Source organism: Pseudomonas sp. Tof1 (genome assembly GCF_055390395.1).
Genome location: NZ_AP024344.1, coordinates 5,621,562 through 5,645,495, shown reverse-complemented (window position 1 = coordinate 5,645,495; position 23,934 = coordinate 5,621,562). Strand labels below are relative to the sequence as shown.

25 protein-coding genes are annotated in these 23,934 nt (G+C 64.4%); 12 read left to right on the top strand and 13 right to left on the bottom strand.

Annotated features, from left to right (window positions below):
- Positions 1 to 21 precede the first annotated feature (21 nt).
- From ACZ5KU_RS25385 to ACZ5KU_RS25375, 3 genes are read right to left on the bottom strand one after another with little or no spacing between them, the layout of a single operon-like run.
- Positions 22 to 1,137: an ABC transporter substrate-binding protein gene (locus ACZ5KU_RS25385; RefSeq protein WP_273820212.1), complete on the bottom strand. Its 1,116-nt coding sequence runs from the start codon at positions 1,135 to 1,137 to the stop codon at positions 22 to 24.
- A gap of 28 nt (positions 1,138 to 1,165) precedes the next feature.
- Positions 1,166 to 1,333 carry a hypothetical protein gene (locus ACZ5KU_RS25380; RefSeq protein ID WP_160319816.1) on the bottom strand — a complete coding sequence of 56 codons (168 nt, stop codon included), beginning with the start codon at positions 1,331 to 1,333 and terminating at the stop codon, positions 1,166 to 1,168.
- Positions 1,323 to 3,707: a TonB-dependent receptor gene (locus ACZ5KU_RS25375; RefSeq protein ID WP_464736428.1), complete on the bottom strand. Its 2,385-nt coding sequence runs from the start codon at positions 3,705 to 3,707 to the stop codon at positions 1,323 to 1,325. Before ACZ5KU_RS25375 ends, ACZ5KU_RS25380 begins: the two co-directional genes overlap by 11 nt.
- Before the next feature lie 194 nt (positions 3,708 to 3,901).
- Between ACZ5KU_RS25375 and ACZ5KU_RS25370 the strand changes: the two genes are divergently transcribed.
- Positions 3,902 to 4,612, top strand: coding sequence for a response regulator (locus ACZ5KU_RS25370; protein WP_054056626.1), 711 nt, complete (start codon positions 3,902 to 3,904; stop codon positions 4,610 to 4,612).
- Positions 4,609 to 5,997: an ATP-binding protein gene (locus tag ACZ5KU_RS25365; protein WP_416770345.1), complete on the top strand. Its 1,389-nt coding sequence runs from the start codon at positions 4,609 to 4,611 to the stop codon at positions 5,995 to 5,997. Before ACZ5KU_RS25370 ends, ACZ5KU_RS25365 begins: the two co-directional genes overlap by 4 nt.
- Positions 5,998 to 6,183: 186 nt before the next feature.
- Here ACZ5KU_RS25365 and ACZ5KU_RS25360 read toward each other — a convergent pair whose 3' ends face one another.
- Together ACZ5KU_RS25360 and ACZ5KU_RS25355 are read right to left on the bottom strand one after the other, a co-directional pair.
- Positions 6,184 to 6,384, bottom strand: coding sequence for an SEC-C metal-binding domain-containing protein (locus ACZ5KU_RS25360; RefSeq protein ID WP_037006349.1), 201 nt, complete (start codon positions 6,382 to 6,384; stop codon positions 6,184 to 6,186).
- Between the two features lie 7 nt (positions 6,385 to 6,391).
- Complete coding sequence (locus ACZ5KU_RS25355; RefSeq protein ID WP_054056629.1) at positions 6,392 to 6,871, bottom strand: LEA/WHy family protein; 480 nt, start codon at positions 6,869 to 6,871, stop codon at positions 6,392 to 6,394.
- Positions 6,872 to 6,990: 119 nt separating this feature from the next.
- On the opposite strand from ACZ5KU_RS25355, the gene ACZ5KU_RS25350 reads away from it, so the two are divergent.
- Positions 6,991 to 7,494: a hypothetical protein gene (locus ACZ5KU_RS25350; RefSeq protein ID WP_416770342.1), complete on the top strand. Its 504-nt coding sequence runs from the start codon at positions 6,991 to 6,993 to the stop codon at positions 7,492 to 7,494.
- A 6-nt stretch (positions 7,495 to 7,500) separates the two neighbouring features.
- Here the strand turns inward: ACZ5KU_RS25350 and ACZ5KU_RS25345 are convergent, their stop codons facing one another.
- Entirely contained in the window at positions 7,501 to 7,977 is a 477-nt protein-coding gene (locus ACZ5KU_RS25345) for a YchJ family protein (protein ID WP_054056631.1), read from the bottom strand.
- Positions 7,978 to 7,982: 5 nt separating this feature from the next.
- Entirely contained in the window at positions 7,983 to 8,480 is a 498-nt protein-coding gene (locus tag ACZ5KU_RS25340) for a DUF6231 family protein (RefSeq protein WP_054056632.1), read from the bottom strand.
- Positions 8,481 to 8,654: 174 nt separating this feature from the next.
- Between ACZ5KU_RS25340 and ACZ5KU_RS25335 the strand changes: the two genes are divergently transcribed.
- Both ACZ5KU_RS25335 and ACZ5KU_RS25330 read left to right on the top strand, forming a co-directional pair.
- Complete coding sequence (locus ACZ5KU_RS25335; protein WP_054056633.1) at positions 8,655 to 8,933, top strand: DUF1145 domain-containing protein; 279 nt, start codon at positions 8,655 to 8,657, stop codon at positions 8,931 to 8,933.
- Entirely contained in the window at positions 8,926 to 9,684 is a 759-nt protein-coding gene (locus ACZ5KU_RS25330) for a collagen-like protein (protein WP_464736427.1), read from the top strand. The genes ACZ5KU_RS25335 and ACZ5KU_RS25330 overlap by 8 nt, the downstream gene beginning before the upstream one ends.
- Positions 9,685 to 9,725: 41 nt before the next feature.
- On the opposite strand, the gene ACZ5KU_RS25325 is transcribed toward ACZ5KU_RS25330, so the two are convergent.
- Positions 9,726 to 10,190 carry a CopD family protein gene (locus ACZ5KU_RS25325; RefSeq protein ID WP_054056635.1) on the bottom strand — a complete coding sequence of 155 codons (465 nt, stop codon included), beginning with the start codon at positions 10,188 to 10,190 and terminating at the stop codon, positions 9,726 to 9,728.
- A 98-nt stretch (positions 10,191 to 10,288) separates the two neighbouring features.
- Here ACZ5KU_RS25325 and dinG point away from each other — a divergent pair, with 98 nt between their 5' ends.
- The 5 genes from dinG to pdxH all read left to right on the top strand — a co-directional run bounded on the left by dinG (position 10,289) and on the right by pdxH (position 18,093).
- Entirely contained in the window at positions 10,289 to 12,433 is a 2,145-nt protein-coding gene (gene dinG, locus ACZ5KU_RS25320) for an ATP-dependent DNA helicase DinG (protein WP_416770335.1), read from the top strand.
- Between the two features lie 138 nt (positions 12,434 to 12,571).
- Positions 12,572 to 14,935 (top strand): beta-galactosidase, encoded by a 2,364-nt coding sequence (locus ACZ5KU_RS25315; RefSeq protein ID WP_464736426.1) that lies wholly within the window; start codon positions 12,572 to 12,574, stop codon positions 14,933 to 14,935.
- A 146-nt stretch (positions 14,936 to 15,081) separates the two neighbouring features.
- Positions 15,082 to 16,227, top strand: coding sequence for a serine hydrolase domain-containing protein (locus ACZ5KU_RS25310; RefSeq protein WP_054061641.1), 1,146 nt, complete (start codon positions 15,082 to 15,084; stop codon positions 16,225 to 16,227).
- Positions 16,228 to 16,338: 111 nt separating this feature from the next.
- The gene (locus tag ACZ5KU_RS25305; RefSeq protein WP_054056639.1) at positions 16,339 to 17,406 is read left to right on the top strand and encodes an OmpA family protein; all 1,068 of its coding nucleotides are present in this window, start codon (positions 16,339 to 16,341) and stop codon (positions 17,404 to 17,406) included.
- Positions 17,407 to 17,445: 39 nt separating this feature from the next.
- Positions 17,446 to 18,093, top strand: coding sequence for a pyridoxamine 5'-phosphate oxidase (pdxH, locus tag ACZ5KU_RS25300; RefSeq protein ID WP_054056640.1), 648 nt, complete (start codon positions 17,446 to 17,448; stop codon positions 18,091 to 18,093).
- Here pdxH and ACZ5KU_RS25295 read toward each other — a convergent pair.
- Positions 18,090 to 18,323: a hypothetical protein gene (locus ACZ5KU_RS25295; protein WP_054056641.1), complete on the bottom strand. Its 234-nt coding sequence runs from the start codon at positions 18,321 to 18,323 to the stop codon at positions 18,090 to 18,092. The two genes, pdxH and ACZ5KU_RS25295, sit on opposite strands and share 4 nt — an antisense overlap.
- Before the next feature lie 176 nt (positions 18,324 to 18,499).
- Between ACZ5KU_RS25295 and ACZ5KU_RS25290 the strand changes: the two genes are divergently transcribed.
- Complete coding sequence (locus ACZ5KU_RS25290) at positions 18,500 to 18,964, top strand: outer membrane lipoprotein (protein WP_010450521.1); 465 nt, start codon at positions 18,500 to 18,502, stop codon at positions 18,962 to 18,964.
- 181 nt (positions 18,965 to 19,145) lie between these two features.
- On the opposite strand, the gene nhaA is transcribed toward ACZ5KU_RS25290, so the two are convergent.
- Positions 19,146 to 20,327, bottom strand: coding sequence for a Na+/H+ antiporter NhaA (gene nhaA / locus ACZ5KU_RS25285; protein ID WP_273820229.1), 1,182 nt, complete (start codon positions 20,325 to 20,327; stop codon positions 19,146 to 19,148).
- A gap of 295 nt (positions 20,328 to 20,622) precedes the next feature.
- Here nhaA and ACZ5KU_RS25280 point away from each other — a divergent pair, with 295 nt between their 5' ends.
- The gene (locus ACZ5KU_RS25280) at positions 20,623 to 21,720 is read left to right on the top strand and encodes a PLP-dependent cysteine synthase family protein (RefSeq protein WP_192842647.1); all 1,098 of its coding nucleotides are present in this window, start codon (positions 20,623 to 20,625) and stop codon (positions 21,718 to 21,720) included.
- Positions 21,721 to 21,754: 34 nt separating this feature from the next.
- Here ACZ5KU_RS25280 and ACZ5KU_RS25275 read toward each other — a convergent pair whose 3' ends face one another.
- From ACZ5KU_RS25275 to ACZ5KU_RS25265, 3 genes are all read right to left on the bottom strand, one after another.
- Entirely contained in the window at positions 21,755 to 22,525 is a 771-nt protein-coding gene (locus tag ACZ5KU_RS25275) for an SDR family oxidoreductase (protein ID WP_416770330.1), read from the bottom strand.
- Positions 22,526 to 22,648: 123 nt separating this feature from the next.
- A complete protein-coding gene (locus ACZ5KU_RS25270; protein WP_054056645.1) occupies positions 22,649 to 23,110 on the bottom strand; it encodes a YehS family protein in 462 nt (153 codons plus the stop codon).
- A 48-nt stretch (positions 23,111 to 23,158) separates the two neighbouring features.
- On the bottom strand, positions 23,159 to 23,869 hold the full coding sequence (locus tag ACZ5KU_RS25265) for an rRNA pseudouridine synthase (RefSeq protein ID WP_054056646.1): 711 nt from the start codon (positions 23,867 to 23,869) through the stop codon (positions 23,159 to 23,161).
- Positions 23,870 to 23,934: the final 65 nt, after the last annotated feature.

The following is a 23,934-nucleotide window of genomic DNA, read 5'->3' as shown; positions in this document are numbered from 1 at the left end:
TTTCCTCAGGGGTCAAGGCGGTTACTTGGCTTGCGCGTCGATCCAGTACGCACCCTTGAGCGGGGTGTCGAGGAACTGTTTGTTCATCGCATCCAGGGTGTCCTGCGGGTTCAGCCGGGCGAACAGCTCCGGGTGAATCCACTTGGCCAGAGCTTCGATCGCCAGCAGGTTGTACGGCGAGTTGTAGAAGTCATGCCACAGGCCGTGGGCATTGCCAGTGCGGATCGCCCGCAGGTTCTTGAACTCGGGCCGCGCCAGCACCGTGTCGAAGGCCGCGCGGGCTTCGTTCTGGCCGACCTCGGCACCGAGGACCAGGCCCGGCTTGTGGTTGCCAGTGGCGACATACAGGTCCGGATCGGCCTTGAGCGCGTACTCGACGCTGATGTCGCCGAGCGCACCCGGCACCACGCCTTCGGCGATGTTCAGGCCGCCGACGGTACGGATTACTTCACCCATGCCGCTTTTGCCGGTGGTATGCCCCGGCGCCTGCCAGGCACCGGCCAGCAGTTCGAGGAAAACTTTAGGCCGCTGGCTGTCCGGCAGGTTGCCGACCTGGTCGGTGATGGCTTTCAGGTGCTGGTCGTAGAAGTCCAGGTAGGCCTTGGCTTGCGCCTGGCGACCGAGGGCCTGGCCGAGGGCGTCGAGGCTGGCGTGGGTGCCCTTGATCGGGTTGATCCGGAAGTCGACGAACAGCACTGCGACACCGGCCTTGGCCAGCACATCGGCGACCGGGCTGTGTTCGGTCGGGCCGTGGCCGGAGATGCTGAACACTGCCAGGTCGGGCTTGAGGCTGAGGATTTCCTCGGCGCTGACGCTCTGCTCCGAGGCCTGGCCGATCAACGGGATGTCCTTGACCTTCGGGAACCTGGCGGCATAGGCCGCATAGGTGTGCGGGTCGAGCAGGCGCAGGTCGTTCTGCCAGCCGACGATACGCTGGAACGGCGCCTCGCGGTCGAGCAGGGCGAAGGCGGAAATCAGCCGGCCCTCACCGAGCACCACGCGCTGGACGTGGTCCGGTACATCCACCTTGCGGCCCAGCACGTCGGTGACTTCATGGGCCGAGGCCGCCGTCGCGGGGCCAAGCAGCAGAACGGTGAACAGGGCACTCAGGCGCAACAGCGCACGGGGTTTGATCATCACGATTTCTCCAGGGGCAGGCGGCGCATCAGACGTCACTCCAGCGCCGCAACGGGGTGTGGTAAGCGCCGCTCGGTTGTCGCAGCGGCAGTTCATCGGCGTGTTGCGCACCCAGGCGCCGGATCGCCATATCCATGCCTGGCGGCAGGCTGTCTTCAGCGGTCGAACAACGGCGGGTAGAGACCTCAGAATTCATAGTCGACGCTCGCCGTCAACGTGCGGCCGGCACCGGGGATGCCGTACAGCTGGAAGCCGTCCAGCGAGGCACCGATCTGGCTGTAGTAGAACGTGTTGAACACGTTGTTGAGGTTCAGGTTGACCCGGGTTTGCGAGTTGATCCGGTATTGCGCCGCCAGGTTGTGCAGCCAGTAGCCCGGTGCCTTTTCGTCGTCCTTCACGTAGACCGCGTAGACCCCGGCCGGCCCGGTGGCATAGCTGCTGTTGTTGTTCAGGCCACCGACATACTTGTTGTCGCTGTAGCGCCGACGGCCGACGTAGTTGGCGCCGTAGCTCAGGCTCAGGTCCTCGGTGACCTGGTAGGTGGTCCACAGGTTGGCGGTCAGGTCCGGAACGTTCTTGGCCTCGGCGCCTTTGTTGGCACCCTTGGTCTGTACGCTCTTGAGGGCGGAGAAGCCGCTGTACACGGTCCATTGCGGGGTGATGTTGCCCTGCAGGCCGAGTTCGACGCCGTCGACGCGCTTGGCCGGCAGGGCCCGCACCGGTGCGGTTTCGCCGCTCTGGTATTCCCAGGAGTTTTCCAGCTCGGTGCGGAACAGCGCGGCCGTCAGGTTCACCTGGTCGTGGAGCAGGTCCCACTTGGTACCGATTTCGTAGGTCCTGGACTTGGCCGGCGAGTACTGGGTGGTGCTCGAGGCGCCGTAGATCTGGTTGTTGGTCGAGGCGCCGATTGCCGATGGTTCCGCCGCCTCGCTGTAGGAGGCATAGAGGCTGCCGTTGGGCAGTGGCTTGTAGACCACGCCGGCGCGTCCGCTCACGGCGCCGTCGCTGCTGTCGATATCGGCCTGGCCACGCTGTGTGGTCTGGGCGCGCCAGTGGTCGTAGCGCAGCGAGCCGAGCACCTGCCACTGATCGTTCAGGGTCACCGTGTCGCCGATGTAGAGGCCGGCGTTGTCGATGATCGAGCGTGGTTCGCCTTCGCCCTTGGTCACCCAGGTGCTGGCGAAGTCGTGCTGCGGATCGGCCATGTCGAAGAACATGTCGCCGGCGGGTACTTCGGCGTTGCGCTTCAGGCCACCGTAGGTCTCGTGGTACAGCTCAAGGCCGCTGACCACCGCGTGGGACACGCTGCCGGTGTTGAAGCCGAAGCTGAAGTCGGTCTGGTTGTCGAGAATAGTGTAGCGCTTGGACTGGCCGAAGTCGGAGCCGCGCAGGATGCCGTAGGCGGTATCGCCATTGGCGACATGGCCGGGGTAGGCATTGACCGTCGAGCCGGGTACCTGGCCGACCGTCCCGACGCCGGTGTAGCCCAGGGTCGCGCAGCGGGTACCGGTGCAGGTTTTCTGGCCGTTGGCGCTGGCGGCGAAGAAACGCGCCGGCGACAGTACCGCGAAGTTGTCGGTGCGTTCCCAGCGGATCTGGTTCTTCAGTTTGGCGTCGTTGTCGAAATCATGCTCCAGGCGCGCGGTCAGCGACAGGGTTTCGGTCTGCTGGGTATAGAGGCTGGAGTCGCCGTACCAGTTGGAGCGTTTCACTCCCGGCATGGTGTCGCCATGGGTGCCGCGCTGGATCGGCAGGCCGCCGTCCGGGGTGTTGTCGTCTTTCTGGTAGAACAGATCGACGAGCACCCGGGTCGGCGTGCCCAGGCCCATCCCCAGGGACGTGGCCAGGCCCCAGCGGTCGTAGTCGACATCGTCGCGCTCGGCCACCTGGTTGTAGTGGCGCATCAGGTTGATACGCACGGCGGTGGTGTCGTTCAACTCATGGTTGAGGTCTGCAGTGAGGCGGCGGTAGTTGTCGCTGCCGACGCCGACCGAGAGCTTGTTCCTGTCGCCCAGGTGGGCTTCCTTGCTGACCAGGTTGACGCTGCCGCCGACCGCCGCGATGCCCGACTCGATGGCGCCGGTGCCCTTGAACACTTCGGCCTGCTGCAGGTTGAAGGTGTCGGTACGGGTCGACATGCCGGCATCGCGTACACCGTCGACGGTCAAGCTCTGTTCCGAAGAGAAGCCGCGGATCGAGAACAGGTCGCCCCAGCCGAGGTTGCCTTCGCCGGACATGAAGGTGATGCCGGGTACGTTGCGCAGCACTTCCTGCAGGGTCTGGGCGTTCTGCTCCTTGAGCACCTGCTGCGGCACCACGGTGACGCTTTGCGGGGTGTCGAGCAGCGGCTGGCTGAGCTTGGCCGAGCTGGCGCGGTCAACCTTGAACGGCGAATTGTACTCGCCCTCGACCTTCAGGTCCGGCAGGGTCAGGACGCCAGGGGTTTCCGTCTCCCGGGCCATGGCGGGGTGCAGCGCGCCCATGGCCACCAGACCGAACACCGGTGCCAGGGTGCCGGGCAGGGACAGGGGTTGCAGACGGGAGGCGGAGGGTTGGGGCGACGATGGCATGCGGGACAACCTGTGCTAAATTAAAATCAATCTTATTTAGATTCGGTAGTCTAAAGAGCCCGCCTCGGCGGACGGGGCGCTCTTTGTATTGGAACCGCATACAAACGCTTCTCAACACATTCCATTACATTTCATTTCTACAGGCCGAGAACTTTCGGCTATCTCGTAGCTTTTTTCGGATACTACCTTTCCTCATGAGCAAGCCAGATCACCTGTTGATCGTCGATGACGATCCGGAAATCCGTCAGTTGCTGTCCGAGTACCTGACCAACGCCGGCTATCAGACCTCTACCGCCTGCGATGGCAAGGAGATGCGCCGGCGCCTGGAGTTGAATGTCATCGACCTGATCGTCCTCGACCTGATGCTGCCGGGGGAGGATGGGCTGAGCCTGTGCCGCGAACTGCGGGTGACCTCCAACATCCCGGTGATCATGCTGACCGCCCGTGGCACTCTGGTGGACCGGATCCTCGGCCTTGAACTGGGTGCCGACGATTACCTGCCCAAGCCGTTCGACCCCCGGGAGCTGCTGGTGCGGATAAAGGTGGTGTTGCGCAGGGCCCAGAGCTTTCCCGAGCGGGCGCGGATCGACGATGTGCCGACCATTCGCTTCGCCGGCTGGCAACTGGATACCCGGGCCCGCCAACTGCTGTCTCCGCAGGGACTGGTGATCAGCCTGGGCAATACCGATTTCCGTGTGCTGCGCCTGCTGTTGCAGCATCCCAACCGGCCGTTGAGCCGGGATTTTCTGCTCAACCACGTGTTTGAAAAAGACAGCACGCCGTTCGACCGTTCGATCGACGTGTGCATCAGCCGCCTGCGTCAGCAACTGGAGCCGAGCCTGATCAAGACGGTGCGCAACGAGGGTTACATGCTGACCGCCACCGATGTGGAACCCCAGTCGTGAGATGGTGGCCGGGTTCGCTGTTCGGTCGACTGGTGCTGATCCTGGTGACCGGCATGCTGGCGGCGCAGATCCTCACCAGCAGCATCTGGTACGACGTGCGCCACAGCCAGGTGCTGGAGATTCCCACCCGCCTGATCGCCACCCGGCTGGCCAATATCGTCCGTCTATCGCATCTTGATCCGCAGCGTGCGGACAGCCTGATCGAGCTGATCGACTCGCCGAACTTCCACCTGACCTTGAGCGAGCAGGCCAGTGGTATCCCCAGCCGCCTGAGCGAAAAGGACCTGGATACCGAGCGGCTGCTGAACAAGGTGCTGTCGGAGAAGACCGGTTACTCGCAGACCCTGCGTCTGCTGCAACTGTCGGTGGTGGATCAGCAGGGGCAGATCGCCGGCCTGTCCACGCTGTTCGGTGCCCGTCCGGCGATCGGCCGCTTCCTGATCGACCTGCGCCTGCCGGATGGCCGCTGGCTGCTGGTGGAAGCCAGGGAGGAACAGGGCTGGACCAGCACTTCGCCGCTGGACCTGCTGTTCGACTACGTGATGCGCATCTATCTGCTGCGGATCGTCGTGGTGGTGATCATTGCGCTGCTGGCGGTGCGCCTGGCGATCCGTCCGCTGAACGCCCTGGCCAAGGCCGCCGAGGCGCTGGGCCGGGACATCCGCCGACCGCCGCTGCCACTGGACGGGCCGACCGAGGTGCGACGCGCGGCCCAGGCCTTCAACGTCATGCAACAGCAACTGATCGCCAGCATCGCCGAGCGCACCCGCTTCCTCGCGGCGATTTCCCATGACCTGCGCTCGCCGATCACCCGGCTGCGCCTGCGCACCGAACTGCTTGAGGACAACCAGGTCAAGGAGCGCTTTCGCACGGACCTGGAGGACATGGAACACATGGTTTCCAGCACCCTGGACTTCGTCAGCAGCGGGGAAGTGAACGAGGAACGCCAGAACATCGATATCAATGCTCTGCTGCGCAGCCTGCAGGCCGACCTGGAAGATATCGGCGAGCCGATTCGTGTCGAGGGCTGGGCGCAACGGCCCTTGCCCGGCTATGCCCGCAGCCTCAAGCGCTGCGTGCAGAACCTGCTGGAGAATGCGGTGCGGTATGGTCGCGAGGTGGTGGTGCGGATCGAGGACGAGTCGCAACAACTGCGGATCGTCATCAGTGATCGCGGCCCGGGTGTTCCCGAGGCGCTGCTGGAGCAGGTGGTGGAGCCTTTCTATCGGGTCGAGGGCTCGCGCAATGCGAAAACTGGCGGCTATGGCCTGGGGCTGAGTATCGCCCATACCATCGCGGCGGCCCATGGTGGCCGGATGATCTTGCGCAATCGCGAGGGCGGCGGGCTGGAGGTCACGCTGGCGTTCGAGCGGCGCGATGACTAGGTGCAAACCGCTTGGCCGTGGCACTGATCCGTGCCTGAGGGGCGAGCTGCATCACCTGTGGGGCCGGCCTGCTGGCTATCCGCCAAAGGCGGCCATTGCGCGCCTTGATGCAGCGTTCGCGAGGATGCTATCGCCAGCCAGCGGTATGCCGCCCGGCCGCCACCCACAACAGCGATGCCCGGGGTCTCAGGCGCCGTGGCACTTCTTGAATTTCTTGCCGTTACCGCATGGGCACGGGTCATTGCGGCCCACGTCCTTCAGGGCGTTGCGGACCGGCTCCTGGTGCGCGTGGTTGCAGTGCGGGCCGTGAACGTGGCCGTGATCGTGGTGCGCGTGATCATGATCGTGGTTGCAATCAGGGCCATGGACGTGAGGTTGCTGGGTCATGCTGGAATTACTCCGAAATAAGATCGCCGGGAATTATCTCGCCTTTGTGCTCCAGGTGCACGTCATAGCCGATGAATAATCCGGTTTCCAGGGTGCCTTCCAATCGATAGGGGATTGGCGTGCCGAGTTTTTCCAGGCGCTTGGCCAGCGGTTTCATGTACTGCCAGAGGTTGGTTCGCACCGGCACCACGAAAAACGCCCGGCTGTTGGGCTCCACGGTCATCCAGCGGTCGTAGTCGCCTTCGGCCAGCAGCCACTGGTCCAGATAGATCCGATAATGCAGGGCACGCACGGTCAGGGTGTTGTCATTGGGGTTGTCGAGGCGAAAGTGCAGCTTGAACTTCTGTTGCAGCAGCGTGGCCTTGACCAGTTCCACCCGGACCACGCTCAGCTCGGGGTCCCGCGGCCCGGCATCGAGCCAGGAGGTGCAGCCGGACAGCGCCAGGGCGGCCAGCAGGGCGAACGCAGCGAGTGTCCTTGGGTGCATGGCTTCCTCCTCTCGAAGCCCAGTCTAGCCGGCTACCCGCCGGTTGTGGCGGTAAAACTTCCTGGTCCATACTCAAGACCGGCCGGCAACGGATCGAGCCGGTGGACAGGAGCAGGGTCATGAGCCTTTACGAGATTGTCTTCAGTGGCGAGCTGCTTCCCGGTGCCCCCGCCGAGCAGGTGCGCAGCAACCTGGCGCGCTTGTTCCAGGCCGATGCCCAGCGCATCGAACGGCTGTTCTCCGGGCGCCGGCTGGTATTGAAGAACAACCTCGATGCGGCGGCTGCCGAAAAGTACCGTTCGACCATCGAGCGGGCCGGGGCGCGGGTCGAGGTACAGGCGATGCAGGTGGATGCGGTCGAGCCGGGCGCTGTGCCCGAGCCGGCCGGCCGTGCCCGGGTGGTGCCACGTGATGCCTACATGGCTGCGTTCAGTGAGGTCGATGCACCGGACTATGCGCTGGCCGAGGTCGGCAGCGATATGCAGGACCCGAGGCCCGTGCCGGCTGCGCCGGTGTTCGACCTGTCGGCGTTCAGCGTGGCGCCGGTGGGCAGCGACATGGGCCAGATCCCGGCACCCGCCGCACCTGCGGTGCCGGACACCTCCCGCCTGAAACTGTGTTGAGCGGCCTCAGCCGGCCAGGTAGCTCGAACAGCACTTCTTGTATTTCTGCCCGCTGCCGCAGGGGCAGGCGTCGTTGCGCCCGGCCTTGAGCGCCACGGTCGGGTCGATGAAGTACCAGCGTCCGGCATTCTGTACGAAGGCGGAGCGCTCGCGATGGCTGTGTTCGCCGCCGTTGTCATGCCAGCGGGCGGTAAAGGTCACGAAGGCGTGCTCGGGCTGGCCGCCGAACACCTCCGAACCTTCCACCTCCAGGCCCAGCCAGGTGCTTTGCGCGCTCCACTCGGCGATGGACTGGCGGTCCAGGCCGCCCTGCTGGATCGGCAGGGTGGTCGCCACCAGGTAATCGACCAGTCCCAGCACGTAGGCGCTGTAGCGCGAGCGCATCAGCGCTTCGGCGCAGGGCGCCGGATGACCGGCGTGATAATGGCCGCAGCAGGTGTCCAGCAGGTTGCCGCTGCCGCAGGGGCAAATGGATACGCTCACGGGAGTCACCACCAGTATTTGCCGAAGTTTTCCGGGTTGGCCCAGAACTTGGCGTTGAGCCAGTCCGGGACCTGTTTGTATTCGCGCAGGTCGTAGGTGAACAGGGTCAGTACCTGCTGGTCGCGCTGGAAGCGCTCGCTGCTCTGCAGGGCCAGGGCGAAGAAGTCGCTGTCCTGCCAGTCGGCGGCCGGCATGTCCACCAGCACCGCCATGCGGCTGGCATTGAGGTTGCGGATACCGCCGAGCAGTTCCCGGCCGGCACGTTTGGGCAGGTGTTCGAGGCAGTCGAGCACCAGGGCCAGGTCGAAGCGTCGTGCCGCCAGTTCCGCCGGCAGGGCACCCGGCCCGGCGAAGGCGACCTGGGTCTGCGGGTGCGCCGCCTGGAAGGCCTCGAGCGCCGGAAAGCTGCTCGCGCCTACCAGCAGCAGGGTCTGCGGGGCATAGCGGTCCAGGAGTGCGGCCAGGGCTTGCTGGGGCGTGCGGGAAGAAATGCTCTCGGTCATCGAAAATCCTCAATCAGGACTGTAAAGACTAGTGGATAGGCCGCTCTGAATCGATGAATTTCGTCGAACCGGCGGGCAAAGCTACCGTTGGAGAATAATTTCTCCAGGCCACTGGCAAATTGCCTGTGCAAGCCGTTACTGTGCGCCCAAAGAATAAATTCACGAGAGGGGCGTATGAAGGTGCTTTGGGGGTTGGGGAAAGTCCTGACGCTGCTGTTCTGGCTGGTGGTGCTGGTCAACCTGGTGAACCCGCTGATCAGTCCGTTCCGCCTGTTGGTGAATCTGGCCGGGAGCCTGCTGTTGTTGACTCATTTGCTGGAAGTGGCGCTGTTCGACGGCAGCCTGCGCGAGCGTGCCCATCCCTGGCGTGATCGGGCGCAGATCCTGATATTCGGCATGTTCCACGTGCAGGTTCTGCCACTGCCATCCCGTGAGGAGGCAAGCCATGCGTAGTCTGTGTCTGCTGGCAGCGCTGTGCAGTCCCCTGGCGTTCGCCCAGGTCGTCAGCGTCGAGTCCCATTCCGTGTTGCGTCTGCCGGGCAATACCAGTTCCCTGCACTTGGAACGCCTGGAGGTGGCCGACAACGGCACCCTGCTGGTTCCTGCGGGCATCACCCGTCTGGAAGTGGGTGAGTTGCACCTCGGACGCGAGGCGCGTATCGCCATCGTGCCCAGTGAGCAGGCTTTCGAGCTCAAGGCCGTACGCGCCGAACTCGACAGTGGCAGCCAGATTACCGCTCGCGGTGCTCCGGGTACCTATCAGAAGGCGCCCTTGCCTGGGCGGAACCTGAATGTACGGATCGACGCGCTGAAAGGGCCGCTGTTGTCGGTGGATGCCCGTGGCGGGACCGGCGTTCCGGGTTATGTCGGGCTCGATGGGGCCAACGGCGCGGAGCCGGGCTGCACCTGGGGCAGTGCCGGACGCGGCTCGGACGGTGACAATGGCGGAGATGGCCGCCAGGGTGCGCCGGGGGCGCAGGTCCACCTGCAGTTGCCGCGAGACTACCCGGCCGAACAGATCAAGGTTCAGGTCGATGGCGGAGCCGGTGGCCCGGCGGGAGCGGCGGGACGCCCGGGGGTGGGTGGCAAGTCCAAGGGCTGCTTCATTTATGACACGGCGGCTGGCAAGCCTGGCCGACCTGGCCTGGCTGGGCAGCCAGGGCCCCAGGGCGAGGCGGGCAGTGTCACCATCCAGCGGCTTTAGGACGCCTGAGGGGCGCCGGTCGGGCGCCCCTGCAAGCCCGTCTAGAACATCGGCCGCGCCGCGACGATCGCCACCAGCGCCAGGCCGATCAGCAGATTGACGCCCACCAGCCGCCGAATCCTTCCCAGTACCGCCGCTCCCTCGGCCCATTGCCCGGCTTCGACCGCCTTGCGCAGTTCCGGCAACTGCAACGACTGGATACGAAGAAACAGTGCCAACATCACGATGTATAGCCCCATCATGATCTGCACGTAACGTGGCGCCGTCTCGAACCCGCTGAAGCGCAGTTGCAGCAGGCCCACCCCGCTGATCGGCAGAACCGCCACCGCGATCCAGACCCAGACGAAGAACCGCTGAAACACCTGGACCCACAATTTCAGGCGGGCCGGCCCCTCCAGTGCGGCCATGGCCGCCGGGCGCAGGACCATCCAGGCGAAGAACATGCCGCCGACCCAGATCAGGGCCGCCAGCAGATGCAAGGTGTAGGCGAGAGCAAAAACGGTCATTCGGGCACTCCGTTCGGCGCGGGATGAATTAGCGGGGTATGATAGCGGCCATTCGAACCACTGAAAATTTATCCAGCGTTTTTCGCGCCCGAAGAATCATGATCAGCACCGAACTCAAAACCACGATCCAGGGCGCCTACTCGCGTTTCCTCGAAGCCAAGAGCCTCAAGCCGCGTTATGGCCAGCGGCTGATGATCGCCGAAGTGGCGAAGGTTCTCGGCGATATCGACACCGACGCCGAAGGCCGTCGCGACGGCGAGCCGGCGGTGGTGGCGGTCGAGGCCGGCACCGGTACCGGCAAGACCGTCGCCTACAGCCTGGCCGCGATCCCCACCGCCAAGGCCGCCGGCAAGCGCCTGGTGATCGCCACCGCGACCGTCGCGCTGCAGGAACAGATCGTCTACAAGGACCTGCCGGACCTGATGCGCAGCAGCGGGCTGAATTTCAGCTTCGCCCTGGCCAAGGGCCGTGGGCGCTACATGTGCCTGTCCAAGCTCGACATGCTGCTGCAGGAGGGCCATGCGCAAACCGCCACGGCCCAGTTGTTCGAGGAGGAAGGCTTCAAGATCGAGGTCGATGAGGCCAGTCAGAAGCTGTTCACCAGCATGATCGAGAAACTGGCCGGCAACAAATGGGACGGCGACCGCGACAGCTGGCCCACCGCCCTGGAGGACGCCGACTGGGCGCGGCTGACCACCGACCACAGCCAGTGCACCACCCGCCACTGCCCGAACTTCGGCCAGTGCGCCTTCTACAAGGCCCGCGAGGGCATGGGCAAGGTCGACGTGATCGTCACCAACCACGACATGGTGCTGGCCGACCTTGCCCTTGGCGGCGGCGCGGTGCTGCCGGACCCGCGTGACACCCTGTACGTGTTCGACGAAGGCCATCACCTGCCGGACAAGGCCATCGGCCATTTCGCCCACTACACCCGCCTGCGTTCGACCGCCGACTGGCTGGAACAGACTGCCAAGAACCTGACCAAGCTGCTGGCCCAGCACCCGCTGCCGGGTGACCTGGGCAAGTGGATCGAACAGGTCCCGGAGCTGGCGCGGGAGATCAAGACCCAGCAGCAGTTCATGTTCAGCGCCTGCGAGCAGTTGGCCGACTTCCGCAGCGGCGAGGACATGGAGGGCCGCGAACGGCCGCGCCATCGCTTTGTCGGTGGGGTGATCCCCGAGCACCTTCGGGAAATCGGCATCGAGCTGAAGAAGGGCTTCGCCCGTCTCAACGACCTGTTCACCCGCCTGACCGACCTGCTCAAGGAAGGCATGGACGGCGAGGTCAGCATCGGCATCACCAGCAGCCAGGCCGAGGAATGGTATCCGCTGTTCGGCAGCCTGCTGTCCCGCGCCCAGGGCAACTGGGAACTGTGGACCGCGTTCACCACCGAGGACCCCGAGGACAATCCGCCGATGGCGCGTTGGCTGACCCTGGCCGAAAGCGGTGCGCTGTTCGACATCGAGGTCAATGCCAGCCCGATCCTGGCTGCGGACATGCTGCGCCGTAACCTGTGGAACGTGGCCTACGGCGCCCTGGTGACCTCGGCGACCCTGACCGCCCTGGGCACCTTCGATCGTTTCCGCATGCGTGCAGGCCTGCCGAAGACCGCGGTGACGGCAGTGGTACCGAGCCCGTTCCATCATGCCGATGCCGGCGTGCTGCGGGTGCCGGATCTCAAGGCCGACCCCCGTGATGCCGCCGCCCATACCGCGGCGATCATCCGCGACCTGCCGGAACTGGTCGAAGGCTCCCGCGGTTCGCTGGTGCTGTTTTCCTCGCGCAAGCAGATGCAGGACGTGTTCGACGGCCTGGATCGCGACTGGCGCCGCCAGGTGTTCATCCAGGGCAACCTGTCCAAGCAGGAAACCCTCAACAAGCACAAGGCGCGGGTCGACGCTGGCGATTCCAGCGTGCTGTTCGGCCTGGCGAGCTTCGCCGAGGGGGTCGACCTGCCCGGTGCCTATTGCGAACACGTGGTGATCGCCAAGATTCCGTTCGCCGTACCGGACGATCCGGTCGAGGCGGCGCTGGCCGAGTGGATCGAGGCCCGTGGCGGCAATCCGTTCATGGAGATCGCCGTGCCGGACGCCTCGCTCAAGCTGGTGCAGGCCTGTGGCCGGCTGCTGCGCACCGAGGCGGACCGGGGGACCATCACCTTGCTCGACCGGCGCCTGGTCACTCAGCGCTACGGGAAGGCTATCCTCAATGCCTTGCCACCATTCCGGCGTGAAATATCTTGATGTGACGTAGGTTAAATCGCCTATTTCGTTGTCTATGGAGGGCGCTTTCGAGGGCCGCACGAAACTGCCCAGCCGCTTTCGTGCAGAGCCCGGCGCCACGCAGGCCGTTGACTGGCCGATAGGGAGAACTGGATTCAAATGATTCGCCGTACGCTGCCCACCGTTTTTGCTCTGCTGTTCGCCGCGCCATTGCTGGCCGCGCCTGCGGGCCAGCAGACCCTGTTCAACTTCGTTCGCCCCGCCGATGTGGTGCAGGTGGTGACCAATGGTACGGATCTGCCGCAATCCAACGCCGAACAGACAGCTGAGGGCGAGGTGCTGCGTCGCGTCACCTTCACCCCGACGGCGCAACCGAGTCTGCGTCTGACGCCCCAGAGCGGTGCGTGGGACTGGTCGCAGTCCGGGGTGATGAGCCTGCGCATCCAGAGTGCGATGGACTGGGCGCTGACGCTCAACGTGACGATCCAGAGCAACGACGGCAAGACCCTCACCAGTCGCGTCGACCTGCCGGCCGGCCCGGCACAGACCCTGCTGGTGCCGTTGCAGGCCTTTTCGCCGCTGAGCCAGGGCATGCGCGCCGGCCCACCGATGCCCCTGAGCGTGGATGGCCAGCGGGTGTTGCTGGCCAGCAGCGTGGGTGAGCTGGACCGCAAGCAGGTGGTGTCGGTGACCTTGTCGATGGACAAGCCGAAAGTGGCGCAGAACATCCTGCTGGAGCGCTTTGGCGTGCAGAACGGCGATGATGTGATCAAGGCCGCCTACAGCTCGCTGGTCGATGGCTACGGCCAGTCGAACCGCGCCAGGTGGCCGGAGAAGGTCACGTCCGATGAGCAACTCAGGAGTGCGGCCAACCGCGAGGGTCAACAGCTCAAGGGCTGGCTGGCCGAGCGTGAACGCAACGGCCTGGACAAGTTCGGTGGCTGGACCAAGGGCCCGGGCTTCGACGCCACGGGCTTTTTCCGTACCGAGAAGCATGACGGGCGCTGGTATCTGGTGACGCCGGAAGGCCATCCGTTCTATTCCCTCGGGGTCAATACGGTCAGCGCCAGCGACCAGCAGACCTATGTCGAGGGGCGTGAATGGATGTTCGGTGACCTGCCCAGGGACGGCGAGCCCCTGGCCGCCTACTACGGCCAGGGCGATAACAGCGTCGCCCTGGCCTCCAACGCCGGACGTGGATTCAACCGTGGACGCTGGTTCGACTTCTATGGTGCCAACCTGCAACGTACCTATGGCAAGCCTTGCGTCCAGCCCAAGGAGGGTGAGCCGGAGCCGCCGTGCGCCGAAGGTTTCGATGCCAAACGCTGGCAGACGCACACTCTGGACCGACTGCAGGCCTGGGGTTTCAACACCATCGGCAACTGGAGCGATCCGGCCCTGGGCCTGAACGATCGCGTGCCTTACACCCTGCCGCTATCGATCGTCGGTGACTACGCCAGCATCAGCACCGGCAACGACTGGTGGGGCGGTATGCCCGACCCGTTCGACCCGCGCTTTGCCATGGCGACCGAGCGTGCAGTCGCCATCGCTGCCCGCGATCATCGCGACGACCCGTGGCTGGTGGGCTATTTCGCCGACAACGAGCTGGCCTGGGCCGGTCCCGGCGACGATCCGAAATCCCGCTATGCGCTGGCCTATGGCACCTTGCGCCTGACCACCGACGTGGCCGCCAAACGTGCGTTCCTCAAGCAGTTGCGCGACAAGTATCGCAACCAGCAGGGGCTGTCGAAGGCCTGGGGTGTGGATATCCCGACCTGGGAGCAGATGGAGGACCCGGGCTTCGAGGCGCCGCTGCCGAACCCGGAGCACCCGGAAATCGAGGCTGACCTCAAGTATTTCCAGAAGGTCTTTGCCGATACCTACTTCAAGACCATCTCCGATTCGCTGAAGTGGCACGCCCCCAATCACCTGCTGCTGGGCGGACGCTTTGCCGTCAGTACACCGGAGGCGGTGGCCTCCTGTGCCCAGTACTGCGATGTGCTGAGCTTCAACTTCTATACCCTGCAACCCCGCGACGGCTACGACTTCGACCAGTTGAAGGCGCTGGACAAGCCGGTGCTGATCACCGAATTCAACTTCGGCTCGCGTGATCGTGGCCCGTTCTGGGGCGGCGTGACCGAGGTGGCGAAGGAAGAGGATCGTGGTCCGGCCTACGCCAACTTCATCAGGCAGGCGGTGAGCGAGCCGTCGATCGTCGGTGTGCACTGGTTCCAGTATCTCGATCAGCCGGTGACCGGTCGCCTGCTCGATGGTGAAAACGGTCACTTCGGGTTGGTGGGTATCACCGACGTGCCGTTCCAGGGCTTCGTCGAGAGCGTGCGCAAGAGCAACCTGCAGGCCATCGAGCTGCTGGGCAAGGCCGCGGAGAAAGCCAAGGTCGACGCCCAGCAGAAGGCGGCCAAGGGCATCGACCACGACGACAGTGGCGGCAAGGGTCGCTCCGGCAGCGCCGGCTCGGGTGCCGCCGGGCATGCCGGCGGACACTCGGGCAACGGCCACTGATCGATAAGACGCCCTGGGCCGACTCAGTGGCGTCTTTTCCTACAGGGCGGGTGTGAGAACCGTTCGACCCCTGTCTGTTCCCAAACCCGACAATCGCTGGAACAATGCACGCACTTTGTCAGGCGTTTGCCCGGGGGAATTCAAGGGTGCAGATTCAGGGTCATTTCGAGCTTCAATTCGAGGCGGTTCGCGAGGCGTTCGCGGCCCTCTTCGACGATCCCCAGGAGCGCGGTGCCGCGCTCTGCATCCAGATCGGCGGGGAAACCGTGGTCGATCTCTGGGCCGGCACTGCCGACAAGGACGGTGCCGAGGCTTGGCACAGTGACACCATTGCCAACCTGTTCTCCTGCACCAAGACCTTTACCGCCGTCGCTGCGTTGCAACTGGTGGCCGAGGGCAAGTTGCAGCTGGACGTGCCGGTTGCCCGTTACTGGCCCGAGTTCGCCGCCGCCGGGAAAGAGCACATCACCTTGCGCCAGCTGCTTTGCCATCAGGCCGGCCTGCCGGCCCTGCGCGAGCTGCTGGCACCGGAAGCCCTCTACGACTGGCAGGTGATGGTCGATGCGCTGGCCGCCGAGGCGCCCTGGTGGACGCCCGGTGACGGCCACGGCTATGCGGCGATCACCTATGGCTGGCTGATCGGCGAGCTGTTGCGCCGGGCTGACGGCCGCGGGCCGGGCGAGTCCATCGCCGCGCGGATCGCGCGTCCGTTGGGGCTGGATTTCCATGTCGGCCTGCCGGATGAGGAATTCCACCGGGTGGCGCACATCGCCCGGGGCAAGGGCAATGTCGGTGATGCGGCGGCCCAGCGGCTGCTGCAGGTGACCATGCGCGAGCCGACGGCGATGACCACTCGTGCATTCACCAATCCGCCGTCTATCATGACCAGCACCAACAAACCGGAATGGCGGCGCATGCAGCAGCCGGCAGCCAATGGACACGGCAATGCGCGCAGCCTGGCCGGCTTCTACAGCGGCCTGCTCGATGGCAGCCTGCTGGAAGGCGAAATGCTCGACGAATTGACGCGCGAACACAGCCTGGGCATGGACCGGACCCTGCTGACCCAGACCCGTTTCGGCCTGGGCTGCATGCTGGACCAGCCGGATGTCGCCAACGCCACGTTCGGCCTCGGTGCCAGGGCTTTCGGACATCCGGGGGCAGGAGGCTCGGTCGGCTTTGCCGATCCGGAGCATGATGTCGCCTTCGGTTTCGTCACCAACACCCTGGGCCCGTACGTTCTGATGGACCCGCGGGCCCAGAAGCTGGTACGGATTCTGGCCGGCTGTCTGTAGAATGCGTGCGCAAAGCCCCAGGTCGGAACCCTGTGGCTTTTCTGCTTTCGAAACGTCTGTTTATACGGCCCTAGGGCCCTTGTAACTACTACTTCATTTTGTGGATCTCCAATGTCATCTAACAAGTCCCTCGCCCTGGCCCTTTGCCTGACCATCACCGGTTGCGCACAAACTCCACAAGATGCAGATGGCGGCCACTGGTGGTCGTTCGGTTCTTCGGACAAGGTGGCCGAGAAGGACGCTGCCCAGGCTTCGACCGGCGCGCCCGCTCCCGCGGCGGCCAAGGACGCCAAGGCCGCAGCACCTGCCGCTGCCAAGGCTGACGAGAAGCCGGTGCCCCTGGCGACTGCCGTCGCTGCCGCGACCAACCCGACGCCTCCTGCGGAAACCCACTGGTGGTGGCCGTTTGGCGGCTCGAACAAGGCCAAGGATGCCGACCAGCCGCCGGTCAAGGCCGTGCCGATGCCTGATCCGAAAATCACCCAGGCCTGGCTCGACGACCATGAGCCGCGTCTGCGCGCCGCTATCCAGGACACTTCGCTGAAGCTGGAACGCCGCGAGAACGTGCTGGTGGTGGTGGCCCCGATCGACGGTTTCTACAATCCCAAGCGTCCGGAAATGCTGCTGCCCATCACCCTTGGCCCGTTCTCCAAGGTTGCCAAGGCAGTCGAGTCCGACCCGCAAACCGCAGTACTGGTGTTGGGCCATGGTGACAACGTCCTGGGTACCGAAGCTGCCCAGTCCCTGAGCCAGCAACGTGCCCAGTCCATCGCGGCGATCTTCCGCCTCAGCGGCCTGCAGCGTGATCGCCTGATCCTGCGCGGCATGGGTTCGGTGATGCCACGTGCGGCCAACGACAGCAATGAAGGGCGTGCGCTGAACCGTCGCATGGAAATCATCCTGACTCCGCAGAACACTATGGTGGCCTTGCTGAGCAAGTACAGCATCCCGGCTCCGGCTCCAGTGCCGGCGACCATGGTCGCCGCCCAGGACGTCAAGCCTGCGGCAGCGGCTCCGGCAGCCAAGAAACCGGCTTCAGCCGCCAAGGGCAAGGCCGCCGCGGCCAAGAAAGCTCCGGCCAAGGCTCCGGCGAAAAAGGCTCCGGCCAAGAAAGCTGCGCCAGCCAAGGCGACTGTGGCGAAGAAAGACGCGGCAGCCGACAGCTCGGCCAAGAACTGATTCGCGACCGACCGATCCTGGATTGAAAAGGAAAGCGCCATGACCCAAGCCCTGGCCGATATGCGCCGCGACTACACCCGCGATGGCCTCACCGAGGCCCAGGCCCCGGCCGAGCCGTTCGCGCTGTTCCACCAGTGGTTCGCCGAGGCGGTGAAGACCGAACAGGCACCGGTGGAGGCCAACGCCATGACCCTGGCGACCGTCGACGAGGACGGTCGGCCACATTGCCGCATCCTGTTGCTCAAGGGCCTGGACGAACAAGGTTTTACCTTCTTCACCAACTACGAGAGCGACAAGGGCCGGCACCTGGCGGCGCGGCCGTTCGCGGCCATGACGTTCTTCTGGCCGACCCTGGAGCGCCAGGTGCGGATCGAGGGGCGGGTGGTCAAGGTCTCGCCAGAGGAATCGGATGCCTACTTCCAGGTGCGCCCGCTGGGTAGCCGCCTGGGGGCCTGGGCGTCACCGCAAAGCCGGGTGATCGCCGACCGTGCGGAACTGGAAGGCCTGCTTCAGGCCACCCAGGCCCGGTTCAGCGATACCCAGCCGCATTGTCCGGAGCACTGGGGCGGTTATCGCCTGCTGCCGGAACGCATCGAGTTCTGGCAGGGCCGTGCCAGCCGCCTGCATGACCGCCTCGACTATCGCCTGGCGGGCAATGGCTGGACGCGTTCGCGCCTGGCTCCCTAACCCGGAAACTCTGCAGCGGCGGCTTCCAGCCAACGCTGCAGATCCCGCCGCTTGACCTTCTGCTTCCTGGCATCCTCGAGACGCTGCAGCATGAACTTTTTTCGTGCCTCGTTGTCTCCCGCAAGAGATAATGCGAGGTCACGATCCATCCAACGTCTGGTTTTCACATACAGCCACCCGTGGAAATACAAACCGGCGGCAGTGGTGATGGCGATGATGAAGTAATCCATGACGGTCCTTGTGGCAGGCGGGGCGGGCGTTTTGAAAGCGCGCTACCCTGTGCCCGTTTCTGATGTGCGCCGAGTCTGTACTGGCGCTGAATGAAAGCCATTTTATCCGCAGGCTGTCGTGACAGAGGTCAAGCCGCGGAGTTTAATTGAACAATGTCCTTTTGGAGCTGCCTCCCATGCGTAAGTCTGTTCTGCTGATTGCTTCCTTCTCCACAATGGCCATGCTGCTCGGTGGCTGCACCAACAGCCTGACCGGCGATACCTATTCCCGTGATGAGGCCCGTCGCGTACAGACCATCCGCCTGGGTACCATCGAATCCCTGCGTCCGGTCCAGATCGAAGGCACCAACTCGCCAATCGGTGCCGGTGCCGGTGCGATCGTCGGTGGTGTTGGCGGCAGCGCCATCGGTGGCGGCCGCGGCAGTATCGTCACCGCGGTGATCGGTGCGGTGGCCGGTGGCGTTCTGGGCAACATGGCTGAAAAGGGCCTGACCAAGACCCAGGGCGTGGAAATCACCGTACGTGAAGATGACGGCAGCCTGCGTGCCTACGTGCAGGAAGTTGCGCCGAACGAGATCTTCCGTGTCGGCGAGCGCGTGCGTATCTCCACCGTCGGTGGTACCAGCCGCGTTTCCCACTGATCCCTGCGATCAGGCTGTAACAGAAAACCCCGGCCAGTTTCCTGGCCGGGGTTTTCTTTTGTCCGGAGCGTACCGGTCCGCTCCCTCACGGCGCCTCCCGCTGTAGGAGCAAATCTGCTCCTGCGATGGCAAGTCAGCTTCCCACAGGGTAAGTCTGCTCCTGCAATGGCAAGCCATGTTCCTATGGAAGGGCGCTGCGCCGGCTGGCCATGGCCGTGACCACGTAGCCGATCACTGCCGCGAGAATCGAACCGGTGAGGATACCCATGCGATCCATACCGGCGTAGTCGCTGCTGCCCGGGATGAAAGCCAGGGAACCGACGAACAGGCTCATGGTGAAGCCGATCCCGCAGAGGACCGCCACACCGAGCAGTTGGCCCCAGTTGGCGCCCTGGGGCAGTGCCGCCATGCCGGCCTTGATCGCCAGCCAGGTCAGGCCGAATACCCCGATGGTCTTGCCGACCAGCAGGCCGGCGGCAATCCCCATCGGTACGTGATGGGTGAAGCTCTCCAGGCTGATGCCCACCAGCGATACACCGGCGTTGGCGAAGGCGAACAGTGGCAGGATGCCGAAGGCTACCCAGGGATGCAGGGCATGTTCCAGGTTCAGCAGGGGTGACGGCTCGGCGTTCTTCGTACGCAGCGGGATGCAGAACGCCAGGGTCACGCCCGCCAGGGTCGCATGGACGCCGCTCTTGAGCACGCAGACCCAGAGAATCAGGCCGATGATCAGGTAGGGGCCGAGATTGATCACCCTCAGGCGATTCATCGCGATCAGGGCCAGCAGGCAGGTACCCGCCAGCAGCAGCGAAAGCTCCGACAACTGGCCGGAGTAGAACATCGCGATGACAATGATCGCCCCGAGGTCATCGATGATCGCCAGGGTCATCAGGAACAGCTTCAGCGACACCGGCACACGCTTGCCCAGCAGGGCCAGTACACCGAGGGCGAAGGCAATATCGGTGGCCATGGGAATCGCCCAGCCATCGAGTGCCGCCGGGTTCTCCCGGTTCATCAGCCAGTAGATCAGCGCTGGCACCACCATGCCGCCAATCGCCGCCGCGCCCGGCAGGACCACCTGCGAAGGCTTGGACAGATGGCCTTCCAGCACCTCACGCTTGACCTCCAGGCCGATCAGCAGAAAGAACAGCGCCATCAGGCCATCGTTGATCCACAGCAGCAGCGGCTTGGCGATCTTCAGGGCGCCAACCTGGGCGACCACCGGAACCTCCAGGAAGCCGTTGTACAGGTGCGACAGCGGTGAGTTGTTGATAATCAGGGCCAGGACTGCAGCGGCAATCAATAACAGACCGCTGGCGGCTTCCAACTGAAAGAACCGTGTGAAAGTGCTACGCAGGGGCAAGGTTCGCCCTCCATCGATGAAGTCAAAAGGTGGGACACCCAAACCCGTACCCTGAGTTGTTGAAGCAGAACCTGTATTTCTATTTGCGATAACCACAAAGCTGGGGGATCAACTCATGGCAGCCTAGCAGTTACCTGTGCAAATGCGTCCTCACTGTATCTGTGCCGATTGTAGGAAAATTCCTATAGTTGCTGCCGGGTGAATCTCTCACCTTGTTCTTTTCGTGGTTTGGCCTTCAGCTATGCGACGCCAGCCCGTCAGCGCCTTCGGGCGTGTCCGTGACAACGAGTAATCCATCATGAGCGATAACCGACAGTGGTCCCGGGAAGCGATCCGGATCATCGAGGCCGATTTCCAGCGCAGTGCCGATACCCACCTGATTCCCCTGCCATTGCCCGGGCTGCCGGGTATCGAATTGTATTTCAAGGATGAGTCCAGCCATCCCACCGGCAGCCTGAAGCATCGTCTGGCGCGCTCGCTGTTCCTCTATGCGCTGTGTAACGGCTGGCTGAAACCGGGAGCGCCGGTGATCGAGGCGTCCAGCGGTTCGACGGCGATCTCCGAGGCCTACTTCGCCCGGCTGCTGGGGCTGCCGTTCATTGCGGTGATGCCGGCAACCACGTCCCAGGAAAAAATCGCGCAGATCGCCTTCTACGGGGGCAAGAGCCATCTGGTACAGGACCCGACGCAGATCTACGCCGAGTCCGAACGCCTGGCCCGGGAGAGTGGCGGTCATTTCATGGACCAGTTCACCTATGCCGAGCGGGCCACCGATTGGCGGGCGAACAACAACATTGCCGAATCGATCTTCCAGCAGTTGCGCTTCGAGCGGCATCCTGAGCCGAGCTGGCTGATCTCCAGCCCTGGCACCGGCGGCACCACCGCGACCCTGGGCCGTTACGTGCGCTACCGCCAGCACTGCACCCGGGTACTGTGTGCCGATGCCGAGCGTTCGGTGTTCTTCGAGTATTACCAGAGCGGCGATGCCAGCCTGCGTCTGGACTGCGGTTCGCGGATCGAGGGTATTGGCCGGCCACGGGTCGAGGCGTCGTTCCTGCCCAAGGTCATCGATGCGATGGTCAAGGTGCCGGATGCCCTGTCGCTGGCGGCCATGCACTACCTGGCACGGCGCCTGGGGCGGCGGGTCGGCGGTTCCAGCGGGACCAACCTGATCGGTGCGCTGATGGCGGCACGGCAGATGGTCGAGGCCGGGGAGAGCGGTTCGATCGTGGCGATTCTCTGCGATGGTGGCGAGCGTTATGCCACGACCTATTACGACGAGGCCTGGCTCAAGGCCCAGGGGTATGCCCTGGGTGAGCTGATCGAGCAGGTGGCGGCCACGGTCGAGCGGGGCGAGGCGTTGCCCGGGAGCGTTCTGCGCGCGGGGATCTGAGGGTGGCTGGCGGTTGCCAGCCGCGAACCATCAGCTACAGGCTGAACCCGCCATCCAACGGGATGATATTGCCGGTCATATAGGCTCCGGCGGTGCTCGCCAGGCTGATGGCCAGCGCCGCCATCTCTTCCTCGCGGCCCCAGCGTTTCATCGGGATCAGCGCGCAATCCTGCGCCAGGGCCTGTTCGTCCTCGACGATATGCCGGGTCATCCTGCTCGGGAAGCGCCCGGGGGCGATCACGTTGACGTTGATATGCTGGCTCACCAGTTCCCGCGCCAGTATCCGCGACATCTGGTGCAGCGCCGCCTTGCTCGGGCCATAGGCGTAGGCCTGTTCCCCAAAGGAGGCGATCCCCGCCACCGAGCCGATGTTGATGATGCGTGCCGGATTCTCTGCCGACCCGGCCCGGCGCAGCAGTGGCAGCAACTGCTGGATGCAGCCGAACACCGCCGTGACGTTCAGTTGCATGACCTTCTCCCAGCCCTTGGCCGGGTAGCTGTCCAGCGGCGCTCCCCAGGTGGTGCCGGCGTTGTTCACCAGAATGTCCAGGTGGTCGACGAGCCCCGCCAACTGCGTGGCCAGTTCCATGACGCCCGCCTCGCTGGCCAGGTTGGCAGCCAGGGCATGGCAGCGGCCGAGGGCGCCAAGCTCCGCGGCGGTCTGCCGGCAGGCCTCGGCATCGCGAGCGCAGACATAGACCGTGGCACCGGCCTCGACATAGGCCTTGGCGATCATCCTGCCGATACCACGGGTGCCGCCGGTCACCAGAGCGGTGCGGCCTTGCAGGGAAAAGTAGGGGTGCATGGCGAGTCCTGAGCGGGAAAGGGTCGTCATACCCTAGCCGCCGGACTCGGCCAGTGGAGCCATTATTGCCCCGGGGAATGTCGCGTCATGCCCGTGGAACCGGCCGGCCCGCGCCGGCCTGGGTCACTGGCGTACACGCAGGGTCAGGCCCTTGAGGAAGTTGCGCAGCAACTGGTCGCCACAAGGACGGTAGTTGTTGTGGCCGACCTTGCGGAACAGCGCACTCAGTTCCGGCTTGGAAATCGGGAAGTCGACCGACTTGAGGATCGCGTGCAGGTCGTCTTCCTTGAGTTCGAACGCCACCCGCAGTTTCTTCAGGATGATGTTGTTGGTCACCGGTAGTTCGATCGGCAGCGGCGGGCGGCTGTCGTCCTTGCCGCGCTTGAAGATCACCAGACCGTCGAGGAAGTGGGCCATGACTTCGTCGGGGCAGTGCACGAAGCCTTCTTCGTCATCCTTTTTCAGGTAGCTGACGATATCGGTCCGGGAGGTTTCGAAACCGGTCAGCCTGATGATATCGGCGAGCTTGGCGTCGCTGATATCGAGCATGTAGCGCACGCTGCGCAGCACATCGTTGTGAATCATGGGGACAGTCCTGGGGGTAGACGCCGCGTATCCGCAGCGGCGTGGAATTTAAAACTTTTCCTTGGGCGACAGGTAGCGCCACTGGCCGACCGGCACCTTGCCGATGGAGACACCGCCGAGACGAATCCGGCGGATGGCCACGACCTGGAGGCCGACGGCTTCGCAAAGCTGGGCGATCAGGCCCGGCTGCGGGTTCTTCAGGGCGAAGCGCAGGCGGTTTTCGTTCTGCCAACTGGCCTTGGCCGCCGGCAGTTCGCGACCCTTGACGGTGATACCGCGGCCAATTCGTTCCAGTCCGTTCTCGCTCATCTGGCCGCTGACTTCGACCACGTACTCCTGCTCGACCTTGGCGATATCCTCGGTCAGCTTGCGCAGGACCTTCCAGTCCTGGGTGAACACCAGCAGGCCGCTGGCATTGGCCTGCAGTTCGGCTGCACTGCTCAGGCGCAGGAAGTGCCCGCGCAACGGGCGCTTGCCGTAGCGGTGCTCCTCGGACAGGCTGGCGGCGCCCAGCAATTGGCGGGCGCTGTCGGTATCGAGGCCGGCGGGCTGGTTCAGCAGCAGGGTCACCGGCTCTGGCGCGGTGGCCTTGGCATTCGGGTCCAGCTCGACCTTCTGGCTGTCGACCTTGAACTGTGGCTCGTCGATGACGTCGCCGTCGACCGTGACCCAGCCACCCTCGATGAACAGCTCGGCCTCCCGGCGGGAGCAGCCGACCAGCTCGATGAGGCGTTTGGAAAGGCGAATGGGTTCAGACATGACAGCGGCCGTAACGAAAAAGGGCTGTCATTGTACCTGCCCGGCCCTCACAGCAGGCGAGTTTG